Annotated in this window: 26 protein-coding genes, 1 tRNA gene and 2 pseudogenes; 13 read left to right on the forward strand and 16 right to left on the reverse strand. The window is 73.4% G+C overall.

Annotated features, from left to right (window positions below; genetic code table 11):
- Positions 1–18: 18 nt before the first annotated feature.
- A complete protein-coding gene (locus B5P21_RS01105) occupies positions 19–1128 on the reverse strand; it encodes a Gfo/Idh/MocA family protein (protein WP_045526029.1) in 1110 nt (369 codons plus the stop codon).
- Entirely contained in the window at positions 1125–1931 is an 807-nt protein-coding gene (locus B5P21_RS01110; RefSeq protein ID WP_045526028.1) for a sugar phosphate isomerase/epimerase family protein, read from the reverse strand. Before B5P21_RS01110 ends, B5P21_RS01105 begins: the two co-directional genes overlap by 4 nt.
- A gap of 240 nt (positions 1932–2171) precedes the next feature.
- Here B5P21_RS01110 and B5P21_RS01115 point away from each other — a divergent pair, with 240 nt between their 5' ends.
- The 3 genes from B5P21_RS01115 to B5P21_RS01125 all read left to right on the forward strand — a co-directional run bounded on the left by B5P21_RS01115 (position 2172) and on the right by B5P21_RS01125 (position 4757).
- A complete protein-coding gene (locus B5P21_RS01115) occupies positions 2172–2564 on the forward strand; it encodes a VOC family protein (RefSeq protein WP_045526027.1) in 393 nt (130 codons plus the stop codon).
- Between the two features lie 95 nt (positions 2565–2659).
- Positions 2660–3697, forward strand: coding sequence for an alpha/beta fold hydrolase (locus B5P21_RS01120; RefSeq protein WP_094170668.1), 1038 nt, complete (start codon positions 2660–2662; stop codon positions 3695–3697).
- A gap of 97 nt (positions 3698–3794) precedes the next feature.
- Positions 3795–4757 (forward strand): IS481-like element IS1122 family transposase, encoded by a 963-nt coding sequence (locus B5P21_RS01125; protein ID WP_045530803.1) that lies wholly within the window; start codon positions 3795–3797, stop codon positions 4755–4757.
- A gap of 10 nt (positions 4758–4767) precedes the next feature.
- On the opposite strand, the gene B5P21_RS01130 is transcribed toward B5P21_RS01125, so the two are convergent.
- The 5 genes from B5P21_RS01130 to B5P21_RS01150 form a co-directional block, all read right to left on the reverse strand.
- A complete protein-coding gene (locus B5P21_RS01130; RefSeq protein ID WP_133064148.1) occupies positions 4768–4953 on the reverse strand; it encodes a hypothetical protein in 186 nt (61 codons plus the stop codon).
- A gap of 232 nt (positions 4954–5185) precedes the next feature.
- Positions 5186–6145 carry a glutaminase A gene (gene glsA, locus B5P21_RS01135; protein ID WP_045526024.1) on the reverse strand — a complete coding sequence of 320 codons (960 nt, stop codon included), beginning with the start codon at positions 6143–6145 and terminating at the stop codon, positions 5186–5188.
- 255 nt (positions 6146–6400) lie between these two features.
- Complete coding sequence (locus B5P21_RS01140; protein WP_045530035.1) at positions 6401–6616, reverse strand: hypothetical protein; 216 nt, start codon at positions 6614–6616, stop codon at positions 6401–6403.
- 26 nt (positions 6617–6642) lie between these two features.
- Positions 6643–8457, reverse strand: a complete 1815-nt coding sequence (locus B5P21_RS01145; protein ID WP_045526023.1) for a RecQ family ATP-dependent DNA helicase — start codon at positions 8455–8457, stop codon at positions 6643–6645.
- Between the two features lie 96 nt (positions 8458–8553).
- A complete protein-coding gene (locus B5P21_RS01150; protein WP_094170669.1) occupies positions 8554–9627 on the reverse strand; it encodes a GTP-binding protein in 1074 nt (357 codons plus the stop codon).
- Positions 9628–9671: 44 nt separating this feature from the next.
- On the opposite strand from B5P21_RS01150, the gene ykgO reads away from it, so the two are divergent.
- Positions 9672–9794: a type B 50S ribosomal protein L36 gene (gene ykgO / locus B5P21_RS01155; protein ID WP_015488840.1), complete on the forward strand. Its 123-nt coding sequence runs from the start codon at positions 9672–9674 to the stop codon at positions 9792–9794.
- A gap of 94 nt (positions 9795–9888) precedes the next feature.
- Positions 9889–10470: a hypothetical protein gene (locus B5P21_RS01160; RefSeq protein ID WP_045526021.1), complete on the forward strand. Its 582-nt coding sequence runs from the start codon at positions 9889–9891 to the stop codon at positions 10468–10470.
- 30 nt (positions 10471–10500) lie between these two features.
- Here the strand turns inward: B5P21_RS01160 and B5P21_RS17105 are convergent, their stop codons facing one another.
- The 6 genes and pseudogenes from B5P21_RS17105 to B5P21_RS01175 form a co-directional block, all read right to left on the reverse strand.
- Positions 10501–10704 (reverse strand): ATP-binding protein, encoded by a 204-nt coding sequence (locus tag B5P21_RS17105; protein WP_162484731.1) that lies wholly within the window; start codon positions 10702–10704, stop codon positions 10501–10503.
- Positions 10705–10955: 251 nt separating this feature from the next.
- Positions 10956–11063, reverse strand: a pseudogene (locus B5P21_RS17110) (hypothetical protein); the annotation flags it as partial.
- 617 nt (positions 11064–11680) lie between these two features.
- A pseudogene (locus B5P21_RS16730) lies at positions 11681–12007 on the reverse strand (response regulator); the annotation flags it as partial.
- Positions 12004–12873 (reverse strand): bifunctional lysylphosphatidylglycerol flippase/synthetase MprF, encoded by an 870-nt coding sequence (locus B5P21_RS17115; RefSeq protein WP_052663130.1) that lies wholly within the window; start codon positions 12871–12873, stop codon positions 12004–12006. The gene B5P21_RS17115 and the pseudogene B5P21_RS16730, both read right to left, overlap by 4 nt.
- Positions 12783–13751: a DUF2156 domain-containing protein gene (locus B5P21_RS17120; protein WP_246865233.1), complete on the reverse strand. Its 969-nt coding sequence runs from the start codon at positions 13749–13751 to the stop codon at positions 12783–12785. The genes B5P21_RS17115 and B5P21_RS17120 overlap by 91 nt, the downstream gene beginning before the upstream one ends.
- A gap of 138 nt (positions 13752–13889) precedes the next feature.
- Positions 13890–13976 (reverse strand) — tRNA-Leu (locus B5P21_RS01175).
- Between the two features lie 176 nt (positions 13977–14152).
- On the opposite strand from B5P21_RS01175, the gene B5P21_RS01180 reads away from it, so the two are divergent.
- From B5P21_RS01180 to pknB, 7 genes are all read left to right on the forward strand, one after another.
- The gene (locus B5P21_RS01180) at positions 14153–14884 is read left to right on the forward strand and encodes an FHA domain-containing protein (protein ID WP_045526020.1); all 732 of its coding nucleotides are present in this window, start codon (positions 14153–14155) and stop codon (positions 14882–14884) included.
- Positions 14881–15465, forward strand: coding sequence for an FHA domain-containing protein FhaB/FipA (locus B5P21_RS01185; protein ID WP_045526019.1), 585 nt, complete (start codon positions 14881–14883; stop codon positions 15463–15465). The genes B5P21_RS01180 and B5P21_RS01185 overlap by 4 nt, the downstream gene beginning before the upstream one ends.
- Before the next feature lie 4 nt (positions 15466–15469).
- The gene (locus B5P21_RS01190) at positions 15470–16732 is read left to right on the forward strand and encodes a PP2C family protein-serine/threonine phosphatase (protein ID WP_045526018.1); all 1263 of its coding nucleotides are present in this window, start codon (positions 15470–15472) and stop codon (positions 16730–16732) included.
- Positions 16725–18122 (forward strand): FtsW/RodA/SpoVE family cell cycle protein, encoded by a 1398-nt coding sequence (locus B5P21_RS01195; RefSeq protein WP_094170670.1) that lies wholly within the window; start codon positions 16725–16727, stop codon positions 18120–18122. Before B5P21_RS01190 ends, B5P21_RS01195 begins: the two co-directional genes overlap by 8 nt.
- Entirely contained in the window at positions 18119–19570 is a 1452-nt protein-coding gene (locus B5P21_RS01200) for a peptidoglycan D,D-transpeptidase FtsI family protein (RefSeq protein WP_045526017.1), read from the forward strand. The genes B5P21_RS01195 and B5P21_RS01200 overlap by 4 nt, the downstream gene beginning before the upstream one ends.
- Positions 19567–21474: a protein kinase domain-containing protein gene (locus B5P21_RS01205; RefSeq protein WP_094170671.1), complete on the forward strand. Its 1908-nt coding sequence runs from the start codon at positions 19567–19569 to the stop codon at positions 21472–21474. The genes B5P21_RS01200 and B5P21_RS01205 overlap by 4 nt, the downstream gene beginning before the upstream one ends.
- 134 nt (positions 21475–21608) lie before the next feature.
- Positions 21609–23351, forward strand: coding sequence for a Stk1 family PASTA domain-containing Ser/Thr kinase (pknB, locus tag B5P21_RS01210; protein WP_045526015.1), 1743 nt, complete (start codon positions 21609–21611; stop codon positions 23349–23351).
- A gap of 125 nt (positions 23352–23476) precedes the next feature.
- Here pknB and B5P21_RS01215 read toward each other — a convergent pair whose 3' ends face one another.
- From B5P21_RS01215 to B5P21_RS01220, 3 genes are read right to left on the reverse strand one after another with little or no spacing between them, the layout of a single operon-like run.
- Positions 23477–24115, reverse strand: a complete 639-nt coding sequence (locus B5P21_RS01215; protein WP_045526014.1) for an anthranilate synthase component II — start codon at positions 24113–24115, stop codon at positions 23477–23479.
- Positions 24112–24270: a hypothetical protein gene (locus tag B5P21_RS16735; RefSeq protein WP_045526013.1), complete on the reverse strand. Its 159-nt coding sequence runs from the start codon at positions 24268–24270 to the stop codon at positions 24112–24114. Before B5P21_RS16735 ends, B5P21_RS01215 begins: the two co-directional genes overlap by 4 nt.
- Positions 24271–24272: 2 nt before the next feature.
- Positions 24273–25073 (reverse strand): class E sortase, encoded by an 801-nt coding sequence (locus B5P21_RS01220; protein WP_045530032.1) that lies wholly within the window; start codon positions 25071–25073, stop codon positions 24273–24275.
- A 105-nt stretch (positions 25074–25178) separates the two neighbouring features.
- On the opposite strand from B5P21_RS01220, the gene B5P21_RS01225 reads away from it, so the two are divergent.
- Complete coding sequence (locus tag B5P21_RS01225; protein WP_045526012.1) at positions 25179–25418, forward strand: cell division protein CrgA; 240 nt, start codon at positions 25179–25181, stop codon at positions 25416–25418.
- The last annotated feature ends 389 nt before the right edge of the window (positions 25419–25807 follow it).

A 25807-nucleotide genomic window follows, 5' to 3' on the forward strand; every position in this document is an offset into this window, starting at 1 on the left:
CGCCGAGCGGGTGCGGCGTTACAGCGTCGCCGCCGCCGGGTCCCAGTCCTCCGCGAGCGGCGTCGGCTTCGCGACGCTCGACGCGACCTGGACGACCTCGCGGCTGTCGGCCGCGTCGCGGATCGCGAGCAGCACGTCGAGCACGTGCGCCGCGACCTCGCCGGACGCGCGCACCGGGTCGCCGCCGCGGATGCTCCGCGCGAGGTCCAGCACGCCGGATCCCCGGCCGTACGTGGATCCGGCCGCGGTCAGCGTCTCCGGCCCCTCCTGCCCGAAGCGCCACAGCTGGCTGTCGCCCTCGAAGGTGTTCGGGTCGGGGAGCACGATCGTGCCCTCGCTGCCCGAGATCTCGACGAAGCCCATGCGCGGCAGCGCGTTCTGGAAGCTGAAGGTCGACTGCGCCGACTGCCCGCCCGCGAACGAGATGAGCGCCGCGTGGTGCGTGGGCACCTCCACCGGGAAGTCGGTGCCCGCGCGGGGTCCGCTGCCGATGGTGCGGGTGGTGCGCGAGGTCGAGGAGACCGCGCTCACCGTCTCCGCCGCGCCGAACGCGTGCACGAGCGTGGTGACGTAGTACGGGCCCATGTCGAACAGGGGTCCGGCGCCGCGCGCGAACAGGAACTCGGGGTTCGGGTGCCAAGCATCCGGGCCGGGCACGTGGAAGAGCGTCGTCGCGGTGAGCGGCTCGCCGATGTCGCCGCGCGCGATGGCGCGCATGGCCGACTGGATCCCCGCCCCGAGCACGGTGTCGGGCGCGCACGCGACCTGCACGCCGGCGGCGCGCGCGGCCTCGAGCAGGTCCTGGCCGGACGCGTGGTCCAGCGCCAGCGGCTTCTCGCTCCACACGTGCTTGCCGGCGGCGACGATCCGCCGCCCGACCTCGGCGTGCGTGGCGGGCAGCGTGAGGTTCACGACGATCTCGATCTCGTCCACGCGCAAGAGCTCGTCGACCGTGCCGTGGTTCGGCACGCCGTGCTCCTCGGCGCGGGAGCGGGCGCGGTCGAGGTCGATGTCGGCCACGAACAGGACCTCGAGGTCCGGCATCGCCGTCATGTTCTCCAGGTAGGTGCCCGAGATGACGCCCGCGCCGATGACGCCGACGCCGACGCGGCCGGTGCCGCCGGTCACTTGTCGTTCTCCTGCAGCCAGGCGAAGGACGCCGCGATGCCGTCGAACACGTCGCCCGCGTAGTCGTCGAACTCGACGACACGGAGCGCGTGGGGTGCGGCGGCCAGCACGGCGGCGACGTCGACGTCGCCCTGGCCGGCGGGCTCCTGCATCTTGAAGGCCTGCGCGAGCTCCGGCGGCACGACGAGCGCGGACTCGGCGCTCGGGAGCACGTTCGCGATGGCGTCGGAGATCTTGCCGTCCTTCACGTGCAGGAACTGCACGCGCTCGCCCAGCTGGCGGAGGAGCGCGGGCGTGTCCATGCCGCCGACGGTCGACCAGAAGGTGTCGAGCTCGAGCACGACGTCCGCGTTCAGGCGCTCGACGAAGAGCTCGTAGACGGGGCGGCCGTCGACCTTGTTCGCGAACTCCCACTGGTGGTTGTGGTAGCCGAAGGCGAGCCCGCGCGCGGCGGCCTGCACCTGCAGCTCGTTGACGCGATCGGCGATGCGGTGCGCGTCGTCGGCCGTCTGCCAGCGCTCGGAGGGGATGAAGGGGTCGATGACCGTCTGGATCCCGAGCTTCGCGGCGGCATCGAACGTGCGGGCGGCCTGGTCGTCGTCGCCGTCGATGACGGGCGCGTGGCCGGAGGGAGCGGTGACGCCGGACGCGGCGAACGCGGCGGCGAACTCGTCCGCGCGCTCGACGAACGCGTACGGCTCGACCTGCGTGTAGCCGATCTCGGCGACGCGGGCGACGGCGCCCTGCAGGTCGGCGGAGACGGCGTCGCGGACCGTGTAGAGCTGGACGGAGGGGGCGGACATGGTCGCTCCTTTCAGGAGGTGGACTGGTGGCCCGACGGCCACCGCACGCTCCCGCCGTCGCGTCTGGACGGCTGAGCCACGATGCCCGCAGGGTTCGACCGGCGCGAGACGCGCCGTGCCGTCAAACCTACCGTCGGTCGGGGTCCGGATCCCAGGGGCGCGAGCGACGGATCCTGGTCGGTGTCGGACGCCGGTGCCAGGCTGGCGCCACGCGCTCGACGACGAGAGAAGGAGCAGCCCATGAGGGTCCGGCAGACGATCGTGGTGCTCGACGCACCGGACCTGGCCGCGGAGAGCGCCTTCTGGGCCGGGCTCCTCGACGGCGAGGTGCACGCCGACGAGGACGACTGGCACTACGTGTCCTTCGACGCCGGCTGGCAGATCGGGATCCAGCCCGCGCCCGACTTCGTGCCGCCCGTGTGGCCGGGCGAGGGCCCGCGGCAGCAGCAGCAGATCCACCTGGACTTCTACGTCGACGACCTCGACGCGGGCCGCGAGCGCGTGCTCGCCCTCGGCGGCCGCCTGCTCCAGCCGGCCGCGGACCCGGCGGCGCCCGACCGCTTCGACGTGTACGCGGATCCGGCGGGGCACCCGTTCTGCCTGTGCGTGTCGGGCGACGAGGCCCGGGCGTAGCCGCACGCCGGATCGGCTGACCCGCAGGCGCCGTGCCCTACCGTGGACGCCTCGCGGATCGCGCCCGACGACCCGCCCGCCGCAGGAGGCACCGCATGACCGAGCACGGCCGCCCCGCGACGACCGTCCGCGTCACGCGCCTCGTGCACCGCGGCCTCACCGTGCGGATCAGCACCCTCGGCAGCCCTGGTGACCGCGCGTTCGTGCTCGTGCCCGGCATCGGCGTGAGCTCCGACTACTTCGAGCGCCTCGCCCCGCACCTCGACGCGCGCGGCACCGTGCACGCGCTCGACCTCCCGGGGTTCGCGGGTGTCGCGCATCCCGGCCGCGCGCTGGCGATCCGCGAGTACGCCGACCTCGTGGGCGCCGCGATCGACGACCTGGGCCTCGACGACCCCGTGCTCGTCGGCCACTCGATGGGCACGCAGGTGGTGGCCGACCTCGCGGCCCGGCGGTCGGCGATCAGCACGGTGGTGCTCATCAGCCCGGTCATGGATCCGGCCGCGCGATGGGTGCCGCGCGCCGCCCTCCGCTTCCTCCGCTCCTCGGTGCGGGAGCCGAGCCGGATCAAGGTGCTCGCCATCCGCGCGTACCTCGTCTGCGGCGTGCGCTGGTTCCTCCGGGTGCTGCCGCGGATGATGTCGTTCCCGATCGAGGCGCGCCTGCCCGACATCCGCGCCAGCACGCTCGTGATCCGCGGCGAGCACGACGCCGTCGTCCCGCGCGCGTGGGTGGAGGAGATGGGCCGGCTGCTGCCGCGGGCGCGGCTGTGGGAGATCCCGGGCGCCGCGCACTCGGTGATGCACGACCACGCCGACGAGGTCACCCGCCTCTGCCTCGCGCACCTCGAGCGGCCACCCGTCGAGGGCTCGTCGACCGAGGACGCGTCGGCCGAGCTGCGGCGGTTCCCGGTGGGCGAGGAGGAGCGGGACGAGGAGCACGCGGACTTCGCGCCCACGCTCGGCGACTCGATCCGCGGGATCCGCGCGCAGGTCGCCGAGGGCATCGCGATCCGCCGCGGGGACGACGCCGCGATCGGGCGCGCGAAGACCGCGCACGCGGAGGCCATGGCGGATGCGGCGGAGCGGGCGCGGCGTCGCGGAGCGCGCCGCGACGCCCGATCCCGCGGCTAGCTGTACCCGGCCATGACGTTGGTGACACTTCGGGGCGTGTGAGGAGGCCTCCTGGCTTGATGGAGCTGTCTAGTTCTGCCACTGCCAGGAGGCCTCGATGTCCCACGCTAATGCTCGTCTGACGGTTCACGGGAGGGTTCTCCTCGTGCGGCGGGTGGTCGAGGATCGTCGGCCGGTCTCGCATGTCGCGCGCGAACTCGGTGTGTCGCGTCAGTGCGCGCATCGGTGGGTGAATCGGTTCCGGTCCGAGGGTTTCGAAGGCTTGTCGGACCGGTCCTCGAGGCCGAGACGGGTGCCGACGAGGACGAGCCCGGAACGAGAACGAGCCGTCGTGGAAGCGAGGACCCGATTGCGATCAGGTCCTGCCCGGTTGGCGCCGGTGACCGGTGTTCCAGCCCGCACGATCTCCCGCATCCTGCGGCGGCACGGGGCACCGCCGTTGGCATGGTTGGACCCCGTCACCGGGGCCGTGATCCGGGCATCCCGGTCGACGGCAAACCGGTACGAGCATGAGCATCCCGGCGACCTGATCCACGTCGACGTGAAGAAGCTCGGCCGGATCCCGGACGGCGGCGGCTGGCGGGCGCATGGCCGCAGCGAACAGGTTCGTGGTCGTGGGATCGGGTTCGATTACGTCCACGCCGTGGTCGATGACCACACCCGCCTCGCCTACGCGGAGATCCACCCGGACGAGAAGGGCGTGACCGCGGCAGGGTTCCTGACCCGGGCCGCGGCGTACTTCGCCGAGCACGGCATCACCCGCATCGAACGGGTCCTGACGGACAACGCGTTCGCCTACCGGCACTCGGCCGCGTTCCAGAACGCGGTCACGCAGCTCGGTGCGAGGCAGAAGTTCATCCGCCCGCACTGCCCCTGGCAGAACGGCAAGGTCGAACGCTTCAACCGCACCCTCGCGACCGAGTGGGCCTACCGGCAACCCTTCACCAGCAACCAAGCCAGAACCGACGCCCTTGATCCGTGGATCCAGCACTACAACACTGAACGAATCCACTCGAGCCACGGGCTGACGCCCGCGGCCCGAGTGTCACCAACGTCATGACTCAGTACAGCTAGCGCGAGGTCGCGTCCGGGCGCGCGCCCGTCCCCTCGCGGCCGGCCGCCGTCGCCTCGCGCGACGCCCGCTCCAGCGCCTCCAGCCGCTTCTCGATGCGCTCCGTGGCCCGCCGCGTCCGGACCACCGACACCGCGATGACGATGCCGAGCACGACGGCCGCGAGGGGGAGAAGCAGGGACACGATTCCGCCGAGCACCAGTCCGGCCATCGGTCCGCCGGAGCCGCCCGGGCCGCCGACGTCGTCCAGCGTCGGGGCGTCGAAGGCGGCGAGCGCGATGAGGTCGCGTGCGGTGATGGGATCCTCCAGCGGTCGGCGGGCGCGTCCGGGCGACGCTATCTGCGCACCGCGAGCAGGTGGAAGGGGTCGACAGGATCGCCGGGCACGTGCGAGCCCTGACCGGGCGACGGACCCGTCAGGCGTCCTCCGCCGTCGACCCGAACGCGTGCAGCCCCAGCTCGTCCGCGAGCCGCTGCGCGAGCACCGCGCCACGCACGCTCGTGCCCTGGCCGTCGAGCGGCGGGCTGAAGACGGCGGCGCCGAGGCGACCGGGCGCGGCGAGGACGATGGAGCCGGAGACGCTCGACTTCGCGGGCACGCCGACCCGCCGCATCCACCGGCCGGAGCCGTCGTAGACGCCGCACGTGGCCATGACGGAGACGACGTCACGCGCGACCTTGCGGGACACCACGCCTGACCCCGTGAGCGGGTTACGGCCACCGGCGGCGAGCGTGGCGCCCATCGCCGCGAGGATCTCGGGGGTCACCAGCACCGCGCACGCCCGCGCGTACGCGGCCACGGCGTCGTCGGCCGAGACGTGCAGCGTGCCCTCGGAGCGCATGAGATGGGCGAGCGCGTGGTTGCGATCGCCGAGCAGCTGCTCGCATTCGGCGACGTCCTCGTCGACCTCGAGCTCCCGGCCCGCGAACGCGCTGAGGCCCCGGAGGATCCGCTCGGTGCGCTCCTCGAGGGAGGATCCGCGCACCAGGCTCGCCGTGAGGATCGCCCCCGCGTTGACCATCGGGTTCGGCGGTCGGCCGGTGCCGCTCTCCAGCTTGATCGCGTCGAACGCCTCGCCCGTCGGCTCGATGCCGACCGCGTCGAGCGCGGCGCCGCCGGTGTCGGCGAGCGCCAGCGCGAACAGGAACGGCTTCACGGCCGACTGGATGGAGAAGCGGTGCGCGCTGTCGCCCGCGGCGTGCGTGCGGCCGTCGGGCGTGACGAGCGCGATGCCGGCGAGCCGCGGATCCGTCTCCGCGAGCTGCGGGATGCTGTCGTCGACCTCGCCGCCGCCATCGTCGGCGACCGATGCGAGCAGCCGGTCGAGGTCGAGCGCGTGGGCGGGATCGTGCGAGGCGGATGCGGGGGCGGGCATGCGTCGAGCTTGCCAGCACGGGCGGCGGCCGACCCGAGCGGACCGCGGCCATGGCATCTGCCGTGACCGCGACGCCGCGGAAGGGATGTGGCCCGGCCTCCGTGCACGGAGGGCCGGGCGGTCGGACCCTCTCCCCCGAGAGGCCGACGCTGTGCGAGGACGTCCCACCCGAAGGGCTCGTCCCGCTGATTGACAACGTAGGCCAACGGAGAACTGCATGCATCTGCATCGACGTTCCGCGGCTAGTCCACCCGGTCAGCCGACGGTGTCGCGCGGATCCGTGCCCGCCTCCCGCGCCCGCCGCACGTCCCGGGAGACGAGCCGCTGGAACAGCACGGCGAGCACGGCGATCCCCACCGGGATCCACCCCCGCGGGTTCCCCACCGCCAGCCCGGCGACGCCCGCGATCCCGATGGCGATCGCGGTGCCGTAGGCGATCCAGCGGCTGCGGTGCAGGAAGGAGAGGTGCATGGGGCCACCCTCGCAGACGCCCCCGGTCACGCCTGCTGCAGCAGCTCCCCCTCCTCCACGATCCGCCGCGAGAGCACGCGGTACCCCTCGCTCTCGAAGAAGACGGTGATCCGGTCCTCCTCCGTGCTCATCACGGTGCCCGGCCCCCACTCGGCGTGGTTGACCCGCGACTGCGCGGGGAACGCCTCGTCCGAGGCGGCGGCAGCGGCGGGATCGGCAGCGCCCGTGCCCATCGCCTCCTCGTGCGCGTCCTCCTGGTCGAGCCGGTCGCACGCGTCGCAGTTCCCGCAGCGCTCCGGCGACTCCTCGCCGAAGTAGCCGAGCAGGTACTGCCGCCGGCACTGCGGCGTCTCGGCGTAGCCGCGCATCATGTCGAGCCGCGAGACCTCGATGCGCTCGCGCTCCTGCGCGACGTGCTTGCCACGTGCGGCGGCCTCGCGCGGATCCAGCTCCTCGCGCACGAAGGCGCCGTCGCGGTCGGATCCGAGCACGCCCGCGTCCACGAGCAGGTTGAGCACGCCGCCCACCGTGCGCGCCGACATCCCCGCGCGCTCGGCGACCACGGCCGGCCGCACCGGACCGTCGACGCCCGCCACCGCGACCGCCGCGTACACGTCGCGGAGGCTCGCCGGCCGCGGCGTGCGCGCGGCGAAGAAGCGGCGGAGGCCGAGGTCCTCGGCGCGGTAGTGCAGGATCCCGACCGCCGGCTCCCCGTCGCGCCCCGCCCGCCCGACCTCCTGGTAGTACGCGTCGACGGACTCGGGCGGCGCCGCGTGGATCACGTAGCGCACGGTCGGCTTGTCGATCCCCATGCCGAACGCGCTCGTCGCGACCACCACGTCCACGTCGTCCTCGTGGAACGCGGTCTGCACGCGCTCGCGCTCGGCCGCCGGCAGGCCCGCGTGGTACGCGTCGACGCGGAGGCCCGCCGCGCGGATCTCGTCGGCGTAGTCCTCGGCGTCCTTGCGCGTCGCGACGTAGACGAGGCCCGGCTGCGTCTGCTCCACGACGTGCGCGACGATCGCGCGCCGCTTCTCCGCCTCCTCCGTGTGCCGCCGTACCTCGAGCCGGATGTTCGGCCGGTCGAAGCCGCTCGACAGCACGAACGGGTCGCGGAGGCCGAGGCGCTCCTCGATCTCGGTGCGGATGGGCGTGGATCCGGTCGCCGTCATGGCCACGGTCGGCGGGTGCCCGAGCGCGTCGATCACGCCGCCGAGCCCCAGGTAGTCGGGCCGGAAGTCGTGGCCCCACGACGCCACGCAGTGCGCCTCGTCGATCACCACGAGCGACACCCCGCGCGCCACGAGCCGCTCCACGACCGCGTCGCGCGCCAGCTGCTCGGGCGTGAGGAACACGATCCGCGCGCCGGGCTCCTCCACGGTCGCCCACGCCTCCTCGAGCGCCCTCCCGCGGATCGTGCTGTTGATCACGCGCGCGGGCGGCGCGGCGGGCGCGTCCTCGAGGTTCTGCACCTGGTCGGCCTGCAGCGCGATGAGCGGCGAGACGACCACGGTGAGGCCCTCCATCAGCACGGTCGCGACCTGGTAGATCGCGGACTTGCCGTAGCCCGTGGGCATCACGACGAGCGCGTCGCGGCCGCGGACGAGCGGGCCGATCGTGCGCACCTGGCCGTCGTGCAGCTCGTCCCAGCCGAACGACTCGCGGGCCACGCGGAGCGCGTCCTCGGGCTCGGGGCCCGGCGCGGGCTCCGGGACGATGGCCGGATCCTCAGCGGCGGGCCGCTCCTCGCCGGGCCGGTCGTCGGCCGTGCGGTCGTGCGCGGTGCGGGTGGTCGTGCGGGTGGTGCGGGTCGTGCCCGCCGCGGTGCGGTTCTGCTTCACCTCCCCACTGAACGCCGGGCGCCGAGCAGTGACCAGGCGCGCGCATGCCCTCTCGGCTGGCCGTCACGCTCGCCGGCGGCCGGGCGCGCCGCGCCGTCAGCCCGCGTCCACGCGGGGGAACGGATCCGCGTAGCCGGCCCACGCCGCCGGCCCCGCCGCGAGCTCCTCGCCCGTCAGCACGGCCCGCCCGATCGCCCGCCGCAGCACGGCCGGCCGGAGCCCCACGCCGAAGAACGCGATCTCCGTGCCGTGCGGCGCGCCCTCCTGCCACGGGTCGATCCCGGTCGGCTGGAGCGTCAGCATGGATCCCACGCTCGACCACCCGCCCACCTCGCCCGGCCGGGACGCGAGCGACACGAAGCCCTTCGAGCGCAGCACGAGGCCCGCGCGGTCGGGCCGCAGCTCCTCCTCCACGGCGAGCGCGAGCCGCTCGGGGTGCAGCGGCCGCGGGTCGCTCACGACCACGGATCCCACGGGCCCGTCGAGCCGATCGACCTCCCCCGGACGCGACGCGACGCCCGCCGCCGTGAGCTCGCGCATCCACCCCGCCGACGCCGCGAGCCCCGCCACGTCGCCCCAGCGCGGCAGCCGGTGGAGCGCGAGCGGCCGGCGCGCGTCGAGCACGGCGGCGCGCGGGGCGAGCCGGCGCACGAGCGCGAGCAGCGTGCCGCGCGACTCGAGCGGCACGCGCGCCATGCCGGTCAGCACCACGACGGTCGCGTACTCGAGGAGGTCGGCGAGCGTCTCGGCCTCGTCGAACGCGTCCTCGACCCGGCCGAAGGCGATCGAATGCAGGCGGTCGGCGGCCACGACCGAGACGACGTGGCGCAGCCCGAACCCGGACCCCGTCCCGCCGAGCGTCCGCTGCAGCTCGTGCTCGCGGCGCAGCAGCAGGTCGAGCTGCATCCCGGTCGCCCGCGCGTCGGCGGTCGCGGGGATCCCCACCACGGCCTCCGCGCCCGGCCCCCGCTCGGCGAGGTCGTCGAGGAACCGCGCGATGGGCTCGACCGGATCCGCCTCCTCGGGCGGCAGCACGAGCACGCTCGCCGCGACGTCGTCGACCGCGTCGCGCAGCACCGCGCGGAGCCCCGATCCCTCGCCCACCACGAGGACGACGCCCGACGGCGGCTGCGGGTACACGGGCAGGGGGAGGTGGTCGCGAGCGGGCATGGCGCTAGTCTATTGAGAACCGTTCTCGTGAAAGGACCATCCCCATGAAGGTGCGCAACTCGATCAAGGCCCTCAAGAAGATCCCGGGCGCGCAGGTCGTGCGCCGCCGCGGCCGCGTCTTCGTCATCAACAAGAAGAACCCGCGCATGAAGGCCCGCCAGGGCTGACCAGCCGCCCGGCCGGCGCCCCGCATCTGGGGCGTCGCCGCCGGGCCCCACGTCGATACGGTGGGGACCAGCCGAGCGACGAGGGGGCCCGCGCGTGATCGTCGTCGTCATCATCGCCTGCGAGATCGGCTTCTGGGCCGTGCTGGCCGCCGGGCTCGCCGTGCGCTACGCCCTGCGACGCCCGCGCCTCGCCGCCGTGCTCCTCGGGTGCGTGCCCGTCGTGGATCTCGTGCTGCTCGTCGCCGTGACCATCGACCTCCGCGGCGGGGCGACCGCCGACTGGACCCACGGCCTCGGCGCCGCCTACCTCGGCGGATCCGTCGCCTTCGGCCACTCGATGGTGCGCTGGCTCGACGTGCGCTTCGCCCACCGGTTCGCGGGCGGCCCGGCGCCCGTGCGCCCGCCCCGATCCGGCCGCGCCAGGGTGCGCCACGAGTGGCGGCTCTGGATCCTCACGGTGGCCGCCTACGCGATCGCCTGCGCCCTGCTGCTCGCCGCCATCGCGTTCGTCGGCGACGCCGCGCGCACCCAGGCGCTCGAGGACTGGATCGCCCGCCTCACCGTCCTCCTCGGCATCTGCACGCTCTGGGCGGTCGCGTGGACCATCTGGCCCGGCCCGGAGCCCGCCTCCGACGCCGAGACGGCTGCGGTCCCGTCCGCGGCGGCCGGCCGCTGACCCACGCCGGCGTCGACCCGCCGACCCGCCTCAGAGCGGGAAGCGCAGCCGGAGCAGGTGGGACCCGTCGGGGCGCGTCTCGGCCGTGAGGGTCCCGCCGAGCAGCTGGGCGCGCTCGCGCAGGCCCGTGAGGCCGTGTCGCCCGCTCGGCAGGTCGAGCGGCGGGAGCGTCGCCTGGCCCGCCTCGACCTCGAGCACCACGTGGCCCGCGTCCAGCCGTCCGGCGATCCGCACGGCCGCGCCGGTCCGTGCTTCCGCGCGGTGGTGAGCCCCTGCTGCACCGTCCGGTAGACGGCGCGCTGGGCGGCCGCGGGCAGGTCGTCGGGGAGGTCGATCCCGGTCGTCGCGGAGATCCCGCTGGCCGCCACGAGCGCCGGCACGTCCTGGAGCGTCGGCTGCGGCGCGACCTCCCGCCGCTCGCCGCCCGCCGCGCGGAGCACCTCGACCATGCCGCGGAGCTCCTCGAGCGTCACGGTGCTGAGCCCGCGGATCGCGCGCGCGACCTCCCGGGATCGCTCGTCGGTCGCGCCGACCTGCATCGCGCCGGCCTGCACCGCGATGAGGCTGACCTGGTGCGAGACGACGTCGTGCATCTCCCGCACCAGGACCGCGCGCTCCGGGCGAGCGCGACCTCGGCGGCCTGCCGCTGCCCGAGGGTCTGCGCCTCCCGCAGCTCGCGCAGCCGGGCCGCGGCCGTCCGCCGCTCGCGGAGGAAGGCCCCGAGGAGCGCGGGTCCCACGGTGTAGATGGTCGCGTCCACGAGGGGCTCGACCAGGAACGGGACGTCCTCCGGCGGCCAGAGCGGCGCCATGTACGCGACCACGGATCCGCCGGCCGCCACCGCGACCTGCCACCGCGGCGCGCGCGAGAGGCCCAGGTCGAAGAGGGCGATCACGAGCGGGACGTACGCGACGCCCTCGTAGAAGGCCGGCAGCGCGGCCAGCACGCTCAGCCACGGCCAGCGGCGGCGGAGCAGGAGGCCGAGGCGGGCGACGATCCCCGCGACGACCTCCCCCGACGCCTGGGCGGCGGAGAGGAACCCGGCGGACAGGGCCGCGGCGATCCCGGCCACGAGCAGGTCGACGAGCACGGCGCGCACGCGGTCCGCGGCGGTCGCCCTGCCGCCGGCGTCGACGTCGGCCTTCCGTCCGGGACGGAGGCCGGGCGCGAGCACGATGCCGCCGGACGCGAGCGTGAGCACGTGGCGGGCGAGCTGCTCGGGATCCGTGTCCTTGAGGAGGAAGCCGGACGCGCCGCGGTGCAGGGCCTCGAGCACCTGGTCGTCGGTGTCGAAGGTGGTGAGCATCGCGACGGCGGGCGGCCGGGGCTCGGCCATGAGCTCGGCGAGGATCGCGAGTCCGTCGGGAGCGGGCATCCGGATGTCGAGGAGCACCACGTCGGGCGCGTGCTCCCGCACGGTCGCGACGGCCGTGTCGCTCGAGACGGCCGCGCGGACGGCGATGCGCGGGCTGGCGCCGAGCACCATCGCGATGCCGGAGCGCACGAGCGCCTCGTCGTCGACCACCACGACGCTCACGACGGGTCCCGCCGAGGGGGGCCGTCGCCCGCGTCCGGTCCGTCGCTCACGCGTGCCGCCTCCCGCCGGTGGATCCGCCGCCGTCGCCGGTCGCGGCGCCGCGGTCCCCCGCGTGGCCGGGGCTGGCGCCCCGTGCCGCGCGCCTGGCGGCCCGGCTCGCCCGTCGGGCAGGCGAGCCAGAGCGTCTCGTAGCGCGGGTAGAACTTGGCCTTGAAGCGCAGCAGCGACGTGAAGCCGTAGGACGGCTCGAGCACGCGGCCGGTCGCCGTGAGCGGGCGCGCCACGACCCGGTCGACCGCGCCGGCGGGCCGCATCGCCCCGACGCCCGCGACCGGCGTGCCGGACAGGCTCAGCGTCTCGAGCCCCTCCTCCTGGAACGCGCGCGCGGCGGTGGCGATCAGGAACTCCATCACGCCGGGCATCGGGTCGGCGCCGCGGCGCATGACGTCGAGCGTGCGGCCCACCACCCGACCGTCGCGGAAGACGGGCAGCCAGCTGGTGACGCCGTGCACGCGGCCCGACGCGTCGACGGCCAGCAGGATCCGCACCTCGGGGTCGTCGAGCTCGCGCAGGCCGTCGAGCGTGAAGCCCTTCTCGGGCAGCGCCTTCGCGTCGGCCCAGTCGCCGCTCAGCGCGTCGACCGCGCGGCGGAGCGGCTCGGGCAGGCCGCGGTACGTGCCCCACAGCGCGTCGACGCCGTCGCGGGCGGCGCGGGTGGTCGCCGTGCGCAGGTCCTGCCGGCGCTTGCCGGAGGTGGAGAAGCCCGCGAGGTCGATCACGGCCTCCTCCGCGACCGGCGTGACGCTCCAGCCGAGCTCGGCGAAGACCGGCAGGTGCCGCGAGTGGATGCTGGAGAAGGCGGGCACGAGGCCGCGGGTCGAGCAGTGCCGGCGAAGGCACGGATCGTCGCGGGCGCGTCGCCAGCGGAGGCGAGCGGATCCGACGCCGTCAGCGCCACTCCGTGCGCGGCGCGGTAGGCGACGCCGCCGCGGGCGGCCTCGTCGCCGGCGTCGCCGGCGAACCAGTGGCTGCTGCCCGACCACGTGCCCATGAAGCCGAGGAATCCGGCGTCCGCGCGCATCAGCTGCACGAGCACCCGGTCGCGCCCGGCCGAGCGCCCGTCGACGACCGCGCGTGCGGCGAACGAGCGCCGCCGCACCACGAGCACGACGAGCGCCGCCGCCGGCATGAGCCACGTCGTCAGCACGAGCAGCAGCGCGGCGATCCCCAGCACGAGCCCGAGACGCCGGCCGCGGAGGAGCAGCGCGACGGCGACGATGAGGACGCACAGCACGGCGACCGTGGGGCCGGGATCGAGGAGCGACCCCATCGCGCCGAGGACGCCGATCGCGTCGCCCGAGACGGCGGCGATCCACCAGCTGAGCGTGACGAAGCCGAGGTCGCCGACGGCGACGCCCGCGGCGAGGAGCAGGGAGGCGACCGCGACGGGCGCCAGCGACCCGAGGGCCGCGACCAGGGCGGTGCGGAGGATCCCGATGCGGCTCTCGGACCAGGCCAGCACCAGCATGGTGACGGCCACGCCGATCGCGGTGGCGGCCGGGTGCGCGAGCTCGCCGAGGCTGGCCATGAGCCCGATCCACGCGCTCCCGGCGGGGACGGCGAGGATCGCGAGCGGGTGGCGGGCGATGGCGCGGCTGACGACGCGGAGCGCACCGCGAGCACCGGGCCGCGCGGCGCCGACGGGGAGCGGTCGGGCGGGGCGGGCGAGCGTCGGGTGCGTCACGTCCCCCGTGTGCGGAGCGCGGGGGCGCCGGGGCATCGGGCGCGGGATCCGATCGGCTGAGCCGGGATCGCTCGTCCGCCCTCATCCCCCGGGAGACGCGAAGAGGCCCCCGGGTGATCCGGGGGCCTCCTGCTCTGCTGGTGCGCGAGGGGGGACTTGAACCCCCACGTCCTCACGGACACACGGACCTGAACCGTGCGCGTCTACCAATTCCGCCACTCGCGCCAACCGGACGACATTATCACGCCCCGGAGCCGATCCCGCGCCGCGCGGGCCCCCGTCCGCGCCTCCCCGAGGGCGATCCGCACCCGCCGCGGGGCCCGTGTCCAGGGCGCCGCCTCGCGAGTTGGCTACGATCTCCCTATTCATCCGCGGAAGGACCGCGCGAGGACGGATCACACGTGGGAATCCTGGACAACTTCGAGAAGGGCCTCGAGCGCGCCGTCAACGGCGCCTTCGTGAAGACCTTCAAGTCCGGCCTGCAGCCCGTGGAGATCGCCGCGCAGCTGCGTCGCGAGCTCGACACCCACGCCGCCGTCGTGGACCGCGACCTCATCCTCGTGCCCAACTCCTTCACCCTCCGGGTCTCCCGGCCCGACGCGGAGCGCATGGCGAGCATCGGCACCGCGCTCACCGACCAGCTGCGCCAGGCGGTCGAGAAGCACGCCTCCTCGCAGGGCTACCAGTTCGCCGGCGTCGTGCAGGTCGGCTTCCGCGAGGACGACTCCATCCCCGAGGGCGTGCTCGAGATCGACAGCCGCACGGCCGAGGGCAGCGTCACGTGGATGCCCGTGGTCGACGTCGCCGGCACCCGCCACCCGCTCCCCGTGGGCCGCACGGTCATCGGCCGCGGCAGCGACGCCGACATCACGGTCGACGACCCGGGCACGTCCCGCCGCCACGTCGAGATCGCGTGGGACGGATCCCGCGCCCAGGTCCGCGACCTCGGCTCCACGAACGGCTCCGAGCTGAACGGCGCGCCCGTCACGAAGGCGCCGCTCCCGCCCGAGTCGGTCGTCCGCATCGGCCGCACCACCATCACCTTCCGCGTCGTGCCGCAGGCCACCGAGGAGCGCGGCGGACGCGATGCCCGGGGCCGGGGCCACGACGACGGGTTCTGGGGAGCGTCGTGACCGAGCTGACCCTCCTCGTCCTCCGCCTCGCGTTCCTCGCGGTGCTGTGGCTGTTCATCTTCGGCATCGTCTACGCGCTGCGCTCCGACCTCTTCGGCCAGCGCGTGCGGAAGCTGCGCGAGGAGACGGGCTCGGCCGGCGGATCCCCGTTCTCGCAGTCCCCGTACGCCGCCTCGGCCGCCGCCCCGCCCCGGTCCCCGCAGCCGGCCGTCCAGCCGCCGCCCATCTCGTCGATGCCGTCCGGCGCCAACTCCGGCGGCGTCCCGTCCCGCGCGAAGGCCACCACCTCCACCGCCCGCCACCTCGTCATCACCTCGGGCGCCAAGGCCGGCACGGAGATCCCGCTGGGCACCGAGCCGCTCACCATCGGCCGCTCGAGCGAGTCGGGCCTCGTGATCCGCGACGACTACACGTCCACCCACCACGCGCGCCTGCTGCTCTGGAACGACGAGTGGATGATCCAGGACCTCGACTCGACCAACGGCACCTTCCTCGACGGCAAGCGCGTGAGCGTGCCGACGCAGGTGCCGCTCGACACGCCGATCCGCATCGGCGCGACCAGCTTCGAGCTCAGGCGGTAGCGGCGTGGCGACAGTGACGCAGGCCGCTGCCGTCTCCCACGTGGGCAAGGTCCGGTCGAACAACCAGGACTCGGGCTACGCGGGGCGGGACCTCTTCGTCGTCGCCGACGGCATGGGCGGGCACGCGGGCGGCGACGTCGCCTCCGCGGTCGCCCTCACGCGGATCATCGAGGCCGACAAGCCCTACGCCTCCGCGCACGACGCCGAGTTCGCGCTGCAGGCCGGCCTCGTCGCCGCCAACCAGCTCCTCGCCGAGACCGTGTTCGAGCACTCCGAGCTCACCGGCATGGGCACGACCGTGAGCGCGCTGGCCCGCGTCGGCCGTCACGTGGCCATCGCCCACATCGGCGACTCGCGCATCTACCTCTTCCGCCGCGGCGAGCTCAGCCAGATCTCCGCCGACCACACCTTCGTCCAGCGCCTCGTCGACAGCGGCCGCATCACGCCGGAGGAGGCGCTCGTCCACCCGCGCCGCTCCGTGCTGATGCGAGTGCTGGGCGACGTCGACGCGGCGCCCGAGGTCGACACGCAGGTGCTCGACACGCACACGGGCGACCGCTGGCTCCTCTGCTCGGACGGCCTCAGCAGCTACGTGTCCGAGGAGCGGATCACCGAGATCCTCGCGACCGCGGGCACGCCCGACACCGTCGCCGACGCGCTCGTGAAGGAGTCGCTCGACCACGGCGCCCCCGACAACGTCACGGTCGTGGTCGTCGACGTGCTCGACGAGGACGACGAGGCGGCCGCCTCCCGCCCGGCGCCCGAGCCGGTGCTGGTCGGATCCGCGGCGCAGCCCCTCGCGTTCGGCGACGAGCCGGCGAAGCGCGCCGTCCGCATCCCGTCGCTCCTGCTGCACCCGCTGCGCGCCACCACGGCCGCGCGCGACGCCCAGTTCGAGCCGGAGTCGGACCAGTACCTCGAGGCCCTCATCGCCGAGGACAAGCGGCGCGCGCTCCGGCGCCGCGTCACCTGGCTGGTCGGCGTCGCGCTGATCCTCGCGGGCCTCGTGCTCGCGTGCGTCCTCGGCTACCGCTGGACCCAGTCGCGCTACTACGTGGGCGAGTCCGAGGGCACGGTCGCGGTCTACAACGGCGTGCAGCAGACCATCGGCCCGATCGAGCTCTCGCACGTCTACGCGCGCACCGAGGTCAAGGTCGACGACCTCCAGCCGTTCTACCGCCAGCAGGTGGAGCAGACCATCAACGCCGACTCGCTCGCGGGCGCCGAGGAGATCGTCAACCGGCTGCAGGAGGCCGCGCGTGGCTAGCGCCGGCGTGACGGACGCGCCCGTGCGCGGCCGCGAGCGCGCGCCCAGGATCCCGCGGATCCACGTGCCCCGACGCCTCAGGAACCTCGAGCTCGCGCTGGTCGTGCTGGCCTCCGTCATCAACGGCGGCGCCCTGTACCTCGTGCAGCTCGGCGTGCTCGGCGCGTTCGACCAGAGCTTCTTCATCCCCGCCACCGGCCTCGCGGTCCTCGTGCTCGGCATGCACGTGGCGCTGCGCTGGCTCGCGCCCGACGCGGATCCGTTCATCCTCCCCATCGCGACCGTGCTCAACGGCCTCGGGATCGCGGCCATCTACCGGCTCGACCTCGCCGGCGGGCTCTCGGGCTGGGACAGCGTGGCCGTGCGGCAGATCGTCTGGTCGGGCCTCGCCATCGTGTGCGGGCTCGCGGTCATCGTCCTGCTGAAGAACCACCGCGTGCTGCAGCGCTACCGCTACATCGCCATGTTCGTCGGCCTGATCCTGCTGCTCCTGCCGATGCTCCCCGTGATCGGCCAGAACATCAACGGCGCCCGCGTCTGGATCCACATCGGCGGCTTCTCGTTCCAGCCCGGCGAGATCGCGAAGATCTGCCTCGCGGTCTTCTTCGCCGGCTACCTGGTCACCGCGCGCGACAGCCTGTCGATGGTGGGCGTCAAGGTGCTCGGGATGCGCTTCCCGCGCGTCCGCGACCTCGGCCCGATCCTCCTGGTCTGGGCCGTGTCGATGAGCGTGCTCGTCTTCCAGCGCGACCTCGGCACGTCGCTCCTCTACTTCGGCCTGTTCATCGTCATGACGTACGTGAGCACGGGCCGCATCGGCTGGGTCGTCCTCGGCCTCGTCCTGTTCCTCGGCGGCGCGTACGGCGCGAGCACGCTCGGCTACGTCGGCGGCCGCGTCGACGCCTGGCTCAGCCCGTTCGACCCGGCCGTCTACGACGCGAACGGCGGCAGCTACCAGCTCGTGACGGGCCTGTTCGGCATGGCGGACGGCGGCCTGTTCGGGCGCGGGCTCGGCGAGGGCATGCCCAACCTCACGCCGCTCGCCAACAGCGACTTCATCTTCGCGAGCCTCGGCGAGGAGGTCGGCCTCACGGGCCTCTTCGCGATCCTCGCGCTCTACCTGCTGCTCGTCTCGCGCGGCTTCCGCATCGGCTTCGCCGGGCAGGACGACTTCGGCAAGCTGCTCGGCATCGGGCTGTCGTTCGTCATCGCGCTGCAGGTCTTCATCGTCATCGGCGGCGTCACCCGCGTCATCCCGCTCACGGGCCTCACGACGCCGTTCATGGCGGCGGGCGGATCCTCGCTGCTGGCCAACTGGATCATCGCGGCCCTGCTCCTCCGCCTCTCCGACACCGTCCGCAACCAGCCCCGATTGGTGGTCGAGTCGTGAACCGCGAGCTCAAGCGCGTCTCCGTGTTCGTCCTGGCCATGTTCGTGGCCCTGTTCGTCGCGGCGTCGGTCATCCAGGTCGTCTCCGCGCCCACGCTGCAGGCGGATCCGCGCAACAGCCGCACCATCATCGCGAGCTACTCGGCCGAGCGCGGCTCGATCCTCGTCGACGGCACGCCCATCGCCTCCTCCGTCCCCGTCGACGACCGCTACAAGTTCCTCCGCACCTACGCGCAGCCCGACCTCTACAGCGCGGTCACCGGCTACTACACGCTCGGCCAGGGATCCACGGGCCTCGAGGACTCCATGAATGACGTCCTCAGCGGCACGAGCGGCACGCAGTTCTTCGACAGCCTCACGCGCACCTTCACCGGGCAGGACCCGAAGGGCGCGTCGGTCGAGCTCACGATCGACCCGAAGGTGCAGCAGGCGGCGTACGACGCGCTCGGGTCGCTGCAGGGGTCCGTGGTCGCGATCGAGCCGAAGACCGGCCGCATACTCGCGATGGTGTCGAAGCCCGGCTACGACCCGAACACGCTGGCGTCGCACGACCGCGCGGCCGTGCAGCAGAGCTACTCGTCGCTCCTCGAGGACCCGGCGAGCCCGATCATCAACCGGGCGGTGAACAGCCTCAACCCGCCCGGATCCACGTTCAAGCTCATCACCGCGGCCGCCGCCATCGAGTCGGGCCAGTACACGCCCGACTCCCTGCTGCCCAACCCCCCGACCTTCACGCTGCCCGGCACCGGCACGGTCATCACCAACGCCGGCGAGGGCGCGTGCGGCCCGGAGGCCGAGGTCAGCATCGCGACCGCGCTGCGCCTCAGCTGCAACATCCCGTTCGCGCAGCTCGGCATCGCGTTGGGCTCCGAGCGGATCGCGGCGATGGCCGACGCCTTCGGCTACGGGAAGTCGATCGACGTCCCCATGGCCAGCGCCAAGAGCGTCTTCTCCCCCGACCTCGACGACGCCCAGACCGCGCAGTCCGCGTTCGGGCAGCTCGACGTGCGCGCGACCCCGCTGCAGACCGCCATGGTCACGGCCGGCATCGCGAACGGCGGCGAGGTCATGAAGCCCAGCGTCGTCGACAGCGTCCTCAACCCCGACCTGAGCGAGCTCTCCGGCTTCTCCCCCAGCCGCTTCGCCGACCCGATCTCGAAGGAGACCGCCGACACCATGACCCGGATGATGATCGACGACGTCCAGAGCGGCGTCGCGTCGAATGCGAGAATCAGTGGCGTCGACGTGGCCGGCAAGACGGGCACCGCGCAGAACGGCAGCGACGACCCGTACACGCTGTGGTTCACCGGCTTCGCGCCGGCGGCGGACCCGCAGGTGGCGGTCGCGGTCCTGGTCGAGGACGGCGGCGGACGAGGACGATCGGGCTCGGGGAACACCCTCGCCGCCCCCGTGGCGAAGAAAGTGATTGAGGCGGTGCTGGACAGATGAGACCCACGAGCGGACTGACCTTCGGAGGGCGTTACCAGCTGGGCGATCGCATCGCCATCGGCGGCATGGGCGAGGTGTGGGAGGCCACCGACCTCGTCATCGGGCGCAAGGTCGCGATCAAGATCCTCAAGGACGAGTACCTCGGCGACCCCGGGTTCCTCGAGCGCTTCCGCGCCGAGGCCCGTCACGCCGCGCTCGTCAACCACGAGGGCATCGCCAACGTCTTCGACTACGGCGAGGAGGACGGCAGCGCCTTCCTCGTGATGGAGCTCGTGCCCGGCGAGGCGCTCTCCACCATCCTCGAGCGCGAGCGCGTGCTGTCCACCGACAAGGTGCTCGACATCATCGCCCAGACCGCGCTGGCGCTGCACGCCGCCCACCAGGCTGGGCTCGTCCACCGCGACATCAAGCCGGGCAACCTGCTCATCACGCCCGACGGCCGCGTGAAGATCACCGACTTCGGCATCGCGCGCATCGCCGACCAGGTGCCCCTCACCGCCACGGGCCAGGTCATGGGCACCGTCCAGTACCTCTCCCCCGAGCAGGCGAGCGGGCACCCGGCATCCCCGTCCACCGACGTCTACTCGATGGGCATCGTCGCGTACGAGTGCCTCGCGGGCCGCCGCCCCTTCACGGGCGAGTCGCAGGTCGCGATCGCCATGGCGCAGATCAACGAGCTGCCGCCCGAGCTGCCGGTCACCGTCGCCGAGCCCGTACGCAACCTCGTGATGTCGTGCATCGCCAAGAAGCCGGCCGATCGTCCGCAGAGCGCCTCGCACCTCGCGCGCGCCGCGCAGGCGCTCCGCCGGGGCGACGTCGCCACGGCGACCATCGCGGTCGCGGCCGTCGCGGGTGCCGCCGCGCTGGCGGACCCGGGCACGCCCACGCAGGCCACGCAGCTCATGCCGTCCGGCCGCCGCGCCGCCGACACGAGCGCGACCACGGTCCTGTCCTCCTCCGGACCGCGCGCCGGCACGGCGGATCCCTTCCTCCTCGACGACGCGGACGACGAGGAGCCCGAGGAGCCGCGTGCCCGCAAGCGCGCCATCTGGATCTTCGTGGTCGTGGCGATCCTCGTGATCGGCGCGATCGTGGCCGGTGCCATCGCCCTCACGGCGGGCCAGCGCGAGGACGACGCCACCCCGGCACCCACCGAGACCAGCGCCTCGCCTTCGCCGAGCCCGTCGCCGACACCGACGCCCACCCCGTCACCCACCGCCAGCACGGTGGACGTCAACCGCGACGACTACATCGGCCGCGACCAGAAGACGGTCACGCAGGAGCTCACCAACCTCGGCCTCAAGGTCACCGTCATCACGGGCAGCGCCGCGCCGTCCGGCGAGGAGGAGGGCCGCGTCACGGCGATCACCCCCACCGGCACGGTCGCGAAGGGCGCCACCATCCAGATCACGGCCTACGGACCGCCCACGCTGCCCACCGCCGCGCCCGGCACGCCCACCGTCACGCCGACCGACGTCCGCGCCGGCCAGACGGTGGACATCTCCTGGCCCGCGTACTCCTGCCCCGCCGGCCAGACGCTCAACGGCTACCAGATCCAGGCGGACTCCGTCTCGCAGGGCGCCACCGGCACCTGGGGCGGCAGCACGAACCCGACGAACGCGCAGACCACGTCGGGCGAGATCAAGGTGGGCACGAACCCGGGCACGTTCACGGTGAAGTACCTCGCCATCTGCGGCACCAACGAGTCGCCGTACAGCAGCACCGTCACGGTCACGGTCGAGGCGGCCCCGGGTGGTACCGGCGGCGGCGGGACCGGCGGCGGCACCGGCGGCACCGGCGGCACCGGCGGCGGCAACGGCGGCACGACCGGCATGGCGCCGACCCCCGCCCCGGGTCGCACGGACGAGCGCTCGCTCGTCTCCAGCTCGCACCGGAACCCCTGACCGGCCCTCCACCCGGGGGCGGACGGCGACTGCTCGTCCGCCCCCGTCCGCGCGTCCCCTGTCCGCCCGGATCCCCAGGGGACCCCCGGTAAGCTCATCCCCGTCCGAAACCCGATCCCGACGAGAGGCAGCCCGTGACCGACACCCGTGTGCTGGGCGGCCGCTACGAGGTCGGGGCGCTGCTGGGTCGCGGGGGCATGGCCGACGTCTTCGAGGGAGTCGACTCCCGTCTCGGTCGCCGGGTCGCCGTCAAGGTCCTCCGTCGCGGCCTCGCCGAGGATCCCGCCTTCCGCGGCCGCTTCCGCCAGGAGGCCCAGGCCGCGGCGCGCATGTCGCACCCCACCATCGTGCGGGTCTTCGACGCGGGCGAGGACGTGGTCACCGACCAGGACGGCGCGTCGCACACGGTCCCCTTCATCGTCATGGAGCGGGTCGAGGGCCGCCTCCTCAAGGACGTCATCACCGACGGGCCGCTCGATCCGGACGAGGCCGTCCGCATCATGGGCCAGGTGCTCACCGCGCTCGAGTACTCGCACCGCGCGGGGGTCGTCCACCGCGACATCAAGCCCGGCAACATCATGGTCACGCACACCGGCCAGGTGAAGGTCATGGACTTCGGCATCGCGCGCGCCGTGTCCGACACCTCCGCCACCATCGCGCAGACCACCGCCATCCTCGGCACCGCCCGCTACTTCTCCCCCGAGCAGGCCAAGGGCGAGTCGGTGGACGCGCGCACCGACCTCTACTCCGCCGGCGTGGTCCTCTTCGAGATGCTCACAGGTCAGGCGCCGTTCCGCGCCGACACGGCCGTCGCCGTCGCCTACCAGCACGTCAGCGAGACGCCCGTCGCTCCGAGCACCGTCCAGGACGCCGTCTCGCCGCAGCTCGACCAGGTCGTCCTGCAGGCCATGGCGAAGGACCGCTACGCGCGCTTCCAGACGGCCGGCGACTTCCGCACCGACCTCGATCGCGCCGCCGCGGGCACGCTCGCTCCCCGTGAGGCGCCGACCAACGACGTGGGAGCCACGCTCTTCGGCGCCCCCGCCGGCCCCTCCTCCTCGCAGCAGGCGCTCCGCCAGCTCGGCGTCGACGACGACCGCACCGTCCGCACCCAGAGCCGCCCGCCTGTCCCCTGGATCTGGGCCGGCGTCACCGTGGTCGTCGTGATCCTCATCGCCGTCGTCATCTGGGTCACCAGCCTCAGCAACATCGCGCCACCCGACATCAGCCCCACCGTCCCGGACGTCACGGGCTCCACGTACTCGAGCGCGGCGGCGGCCCTCGAGGAGGCCGACCTCGTCCCCCTCGAACGCGAGGAGGCCAGCACCTCGGTCGCCGAGGGCATCGTGCTGCGCACCAACCCGGACCCGGGCGAGAACGTCGCCGCCAAGACCCAGATCGACGTGTTCGTGTCCTCTGGCCCGCCGGAGGTCCAGGTCCCGAACGTCATGAACATGGACGAGGGCACCGCCACCGCCAACCTCGAGTCCGCGGGGCTCAAGGTGGGCGAGGTGGTGCGTCAGTCGTCGCCGACGGTCCCCGACGGCGTGGTCATGCAGACGGAGCCGGCATCCTCCCAGCAGGTCGACAAGGGTTCCGCGGTGAAGCTGACCCTGTCCAACGGCAAGGTCGCCCTGCCGGACGTGCTCGGCCAGCCCCTCGTGGATGCGCAGAAGCTCCTCGAGGCATCGGATCTGACCGTCACGACCCGCCGCGACCCCTCATGCGGCCGCGCCGATGGATCACCGGTGATCCAGCAGTCGGTGCCGCCGGGAGACGTCGCCCAGCGCTCCACCGTCGCCCTCACCTACTGCACGGGCGCGGTCCGCAGCACACCGGCACCGACCACTCCGACCCCGGCTCCCACGCAGGGCTGATCCCGCTCCTCTGCCACCGAGCACCCGCCGATGACGGACGCCGGATTCCGCGATGTCCGCGGCCATCGCGGTCGGAGGGGCAGCGGCTCAGGCCGCCCGGACGGCCCTCATCCCACCCGGACGGATCAGGCCACGTGGACGAGCGGCGACAGCCGCGAGGCGGTGTCGCGAGCACCGGCGAGCCCTGCGCCCTCCAACCAGTTGCCGAGCATGCGGTAGCCGCCCTCGGTCAGGACCGACTCCGGGTGGAACTGCACGCCGACGATGGGCGCCGCCTCGTGTCGCAGGCCCATGATGACGCCGCCCTCGGTGCGGGACGTGACCAGCAGGTCGGACGGCACCGTCCCGTCGACGACGGCCAGCGAGTGGTACCGCGTAGCCGTGAACGGCTGCGGGACGCCGAGGTAGAAGTCCCCGTCGTCGTGCGTGACCAACGAGGTCTTGCCGTGCATGAGCTCCTCGGCGTTGGTGACCGTGGCGCCGAAGGCCTCGGCGATCGCCTGGTGCCCGAGGCAGACCCCGAGCAGCGGCGTGCCCGATGCGAGCGCGGCGGTCACCGTGGGGATCGAGACGCCGGCCTCCGACGGCTTGCCCGGCCCCGGCGACACGAGCACCGCGTCGTACTCGGAGATGACCCCGGCCATGTCGGCGTCGGCGTGGTCGTCGTTGCGCATCACCACGGTCTCGGCGCCCAGCTGCTGCAGGTAGCCGTTGAGCGTGTAGACGAAGCTGTCGTAGTTGTCGATGACGAGGACGCGTGTCACTGATGCACCGTGACTTCCTGGGTGTTGACGATGGAGTCGACCCAGGGGAAGACCCAGGTGACGAGGGAGAAGAGGATGGCCGCGAGCAGCACGAGGACGATGAGCAGCCGGACCCACACCGGTCCGGGCAGGACGCGCCAGAGCGCCGCGTACACGCTCAGCCCGCCTTCGCGAAAGACGTGCCGGCCAGCGCCGCGGGCGTGGCCGCATCCGACCGCGGCTGCCAGGACTCGAAGACGCTGTACGCGATGACGCGCTCAGCGGCGGAGAAGAGCGGGTTGCAGCTGGTCATCGTGAGGATGCGGTCCCCGGGCTGCGCGTCCGGTGCCTGGGGCACCTCGTCGAGCACGTCGACTCCGGTGGGCTTCACGTACTCGAGTGTACGGAAGCGGTAGGTGTACCAGCCGTCCTGCGTCTCGACCACGATGGCGTCGCCCACCCGCAGGTCGGTGATCTGGTTGAAGGGCTTGCCGTAGGTGGTGCGGTGCGCCGCGACGGCGAAGTTGCCCACCTGACCGGGCATCTGCGTCTCCCGGTAGTGGCCGATCTTGCCGTGGTTGAGCACGCTCGACAGGCCCACCCCGGTCGCGACGGGCACCACGTAGTCGGGGCCGAAGCGCGGGATGTAGATGTTGCCGAAGTCGGTGGCGTCCGTCGTGGGCGCTGTGGTGATGACGGGATCCCCCGGTGCCGCGGGCGAGGCGGCCGGGTCGGGAGTAGCCGCTGCTTCCGGCGCCGCCGTGGCCCAGCTCCGGCTGTTCTCCAGCGCCTGGTCGCGCTGGCCGCTGCTGACGACGATGTCGTTGAACCACAGCTGCCATCCCAGGAACAGCATGATGAGCACGCCGGCCGTGAGGAGCAGCTCGCCGAGGACCCCGACCGTGCCGAGCAGCGCATCCCCCCGCCTGCCACGGCGCCGCGTCGCGCGGCGGGAGGGGGCGGGATCCTGAGCGCTCATGTGCCGATTGTAGGCGGCGCACATGCGGGGACAGCCCCCACGGCTGTCCCGTGGAGCCGGGCATCCTCCCGGCCCGGTGGAGGAGGGTACGGCTAGAATCTCCGCATGGCCCGCGACAAGACGACGAGACCCTCCCGCCAGGAACGCGTGCGCGACGAGGACGCCCCGAACCCCGTGTGGTTCAAGCCCATCATGTTCGGCTTCATGCTCGTGGGACTCGCGTGGCTCATCGTGTACTACGTCAGCCTCAACGCGTTCCCCATCCCCGACCTCGGCGTCGGCAACATCCTCATCGGCTTCGGCCTCATCCTGATCGGATTCCTCATGACCACCAGGTGGCGCTGACCCCAGCCCGATCACGAGAGCCCGTCACCACCCGCTGGTGACGGGCTCTTCTGCATCTCCGGCGATGCGCGCGCGAGGATCCCCCGTTGTCCACAGAGCTCCTGTGCACAACCCTCCACACATGTGGAGAACCGCGCGGGCTGTCGCACCGGATCCCGCCGGCACGGCGGGTTACCCGCGGAAGCCCACGAGCCTGGCGATCCGGCCGAGGTCGACACCGCCCCACCCCGTCGGAGGCCATCCCCCATCGGCCCCTAATCACACGCGTGTAACTATCCCCACTGTGGACTGGCCTGTGGATAACCCCGCTGGGCCCCGGAGGCACGGGAATCGATCGCCCCGTGTACGACGAACGCGCCGCCCCCGAGAGGACGGCGCGCGCACGTGCG

Origin of the sequence: Clavibacter michiganensis subsp. insidiosus, assembly GCF_002240565.1 — a bacterium.
Classification (GTDB): Bacteria; Actinomycetota; Actinomycetes; order Actinomycetales; family Microbacteriaceae; genus Clavibacter; species Clavibacter insidiosus.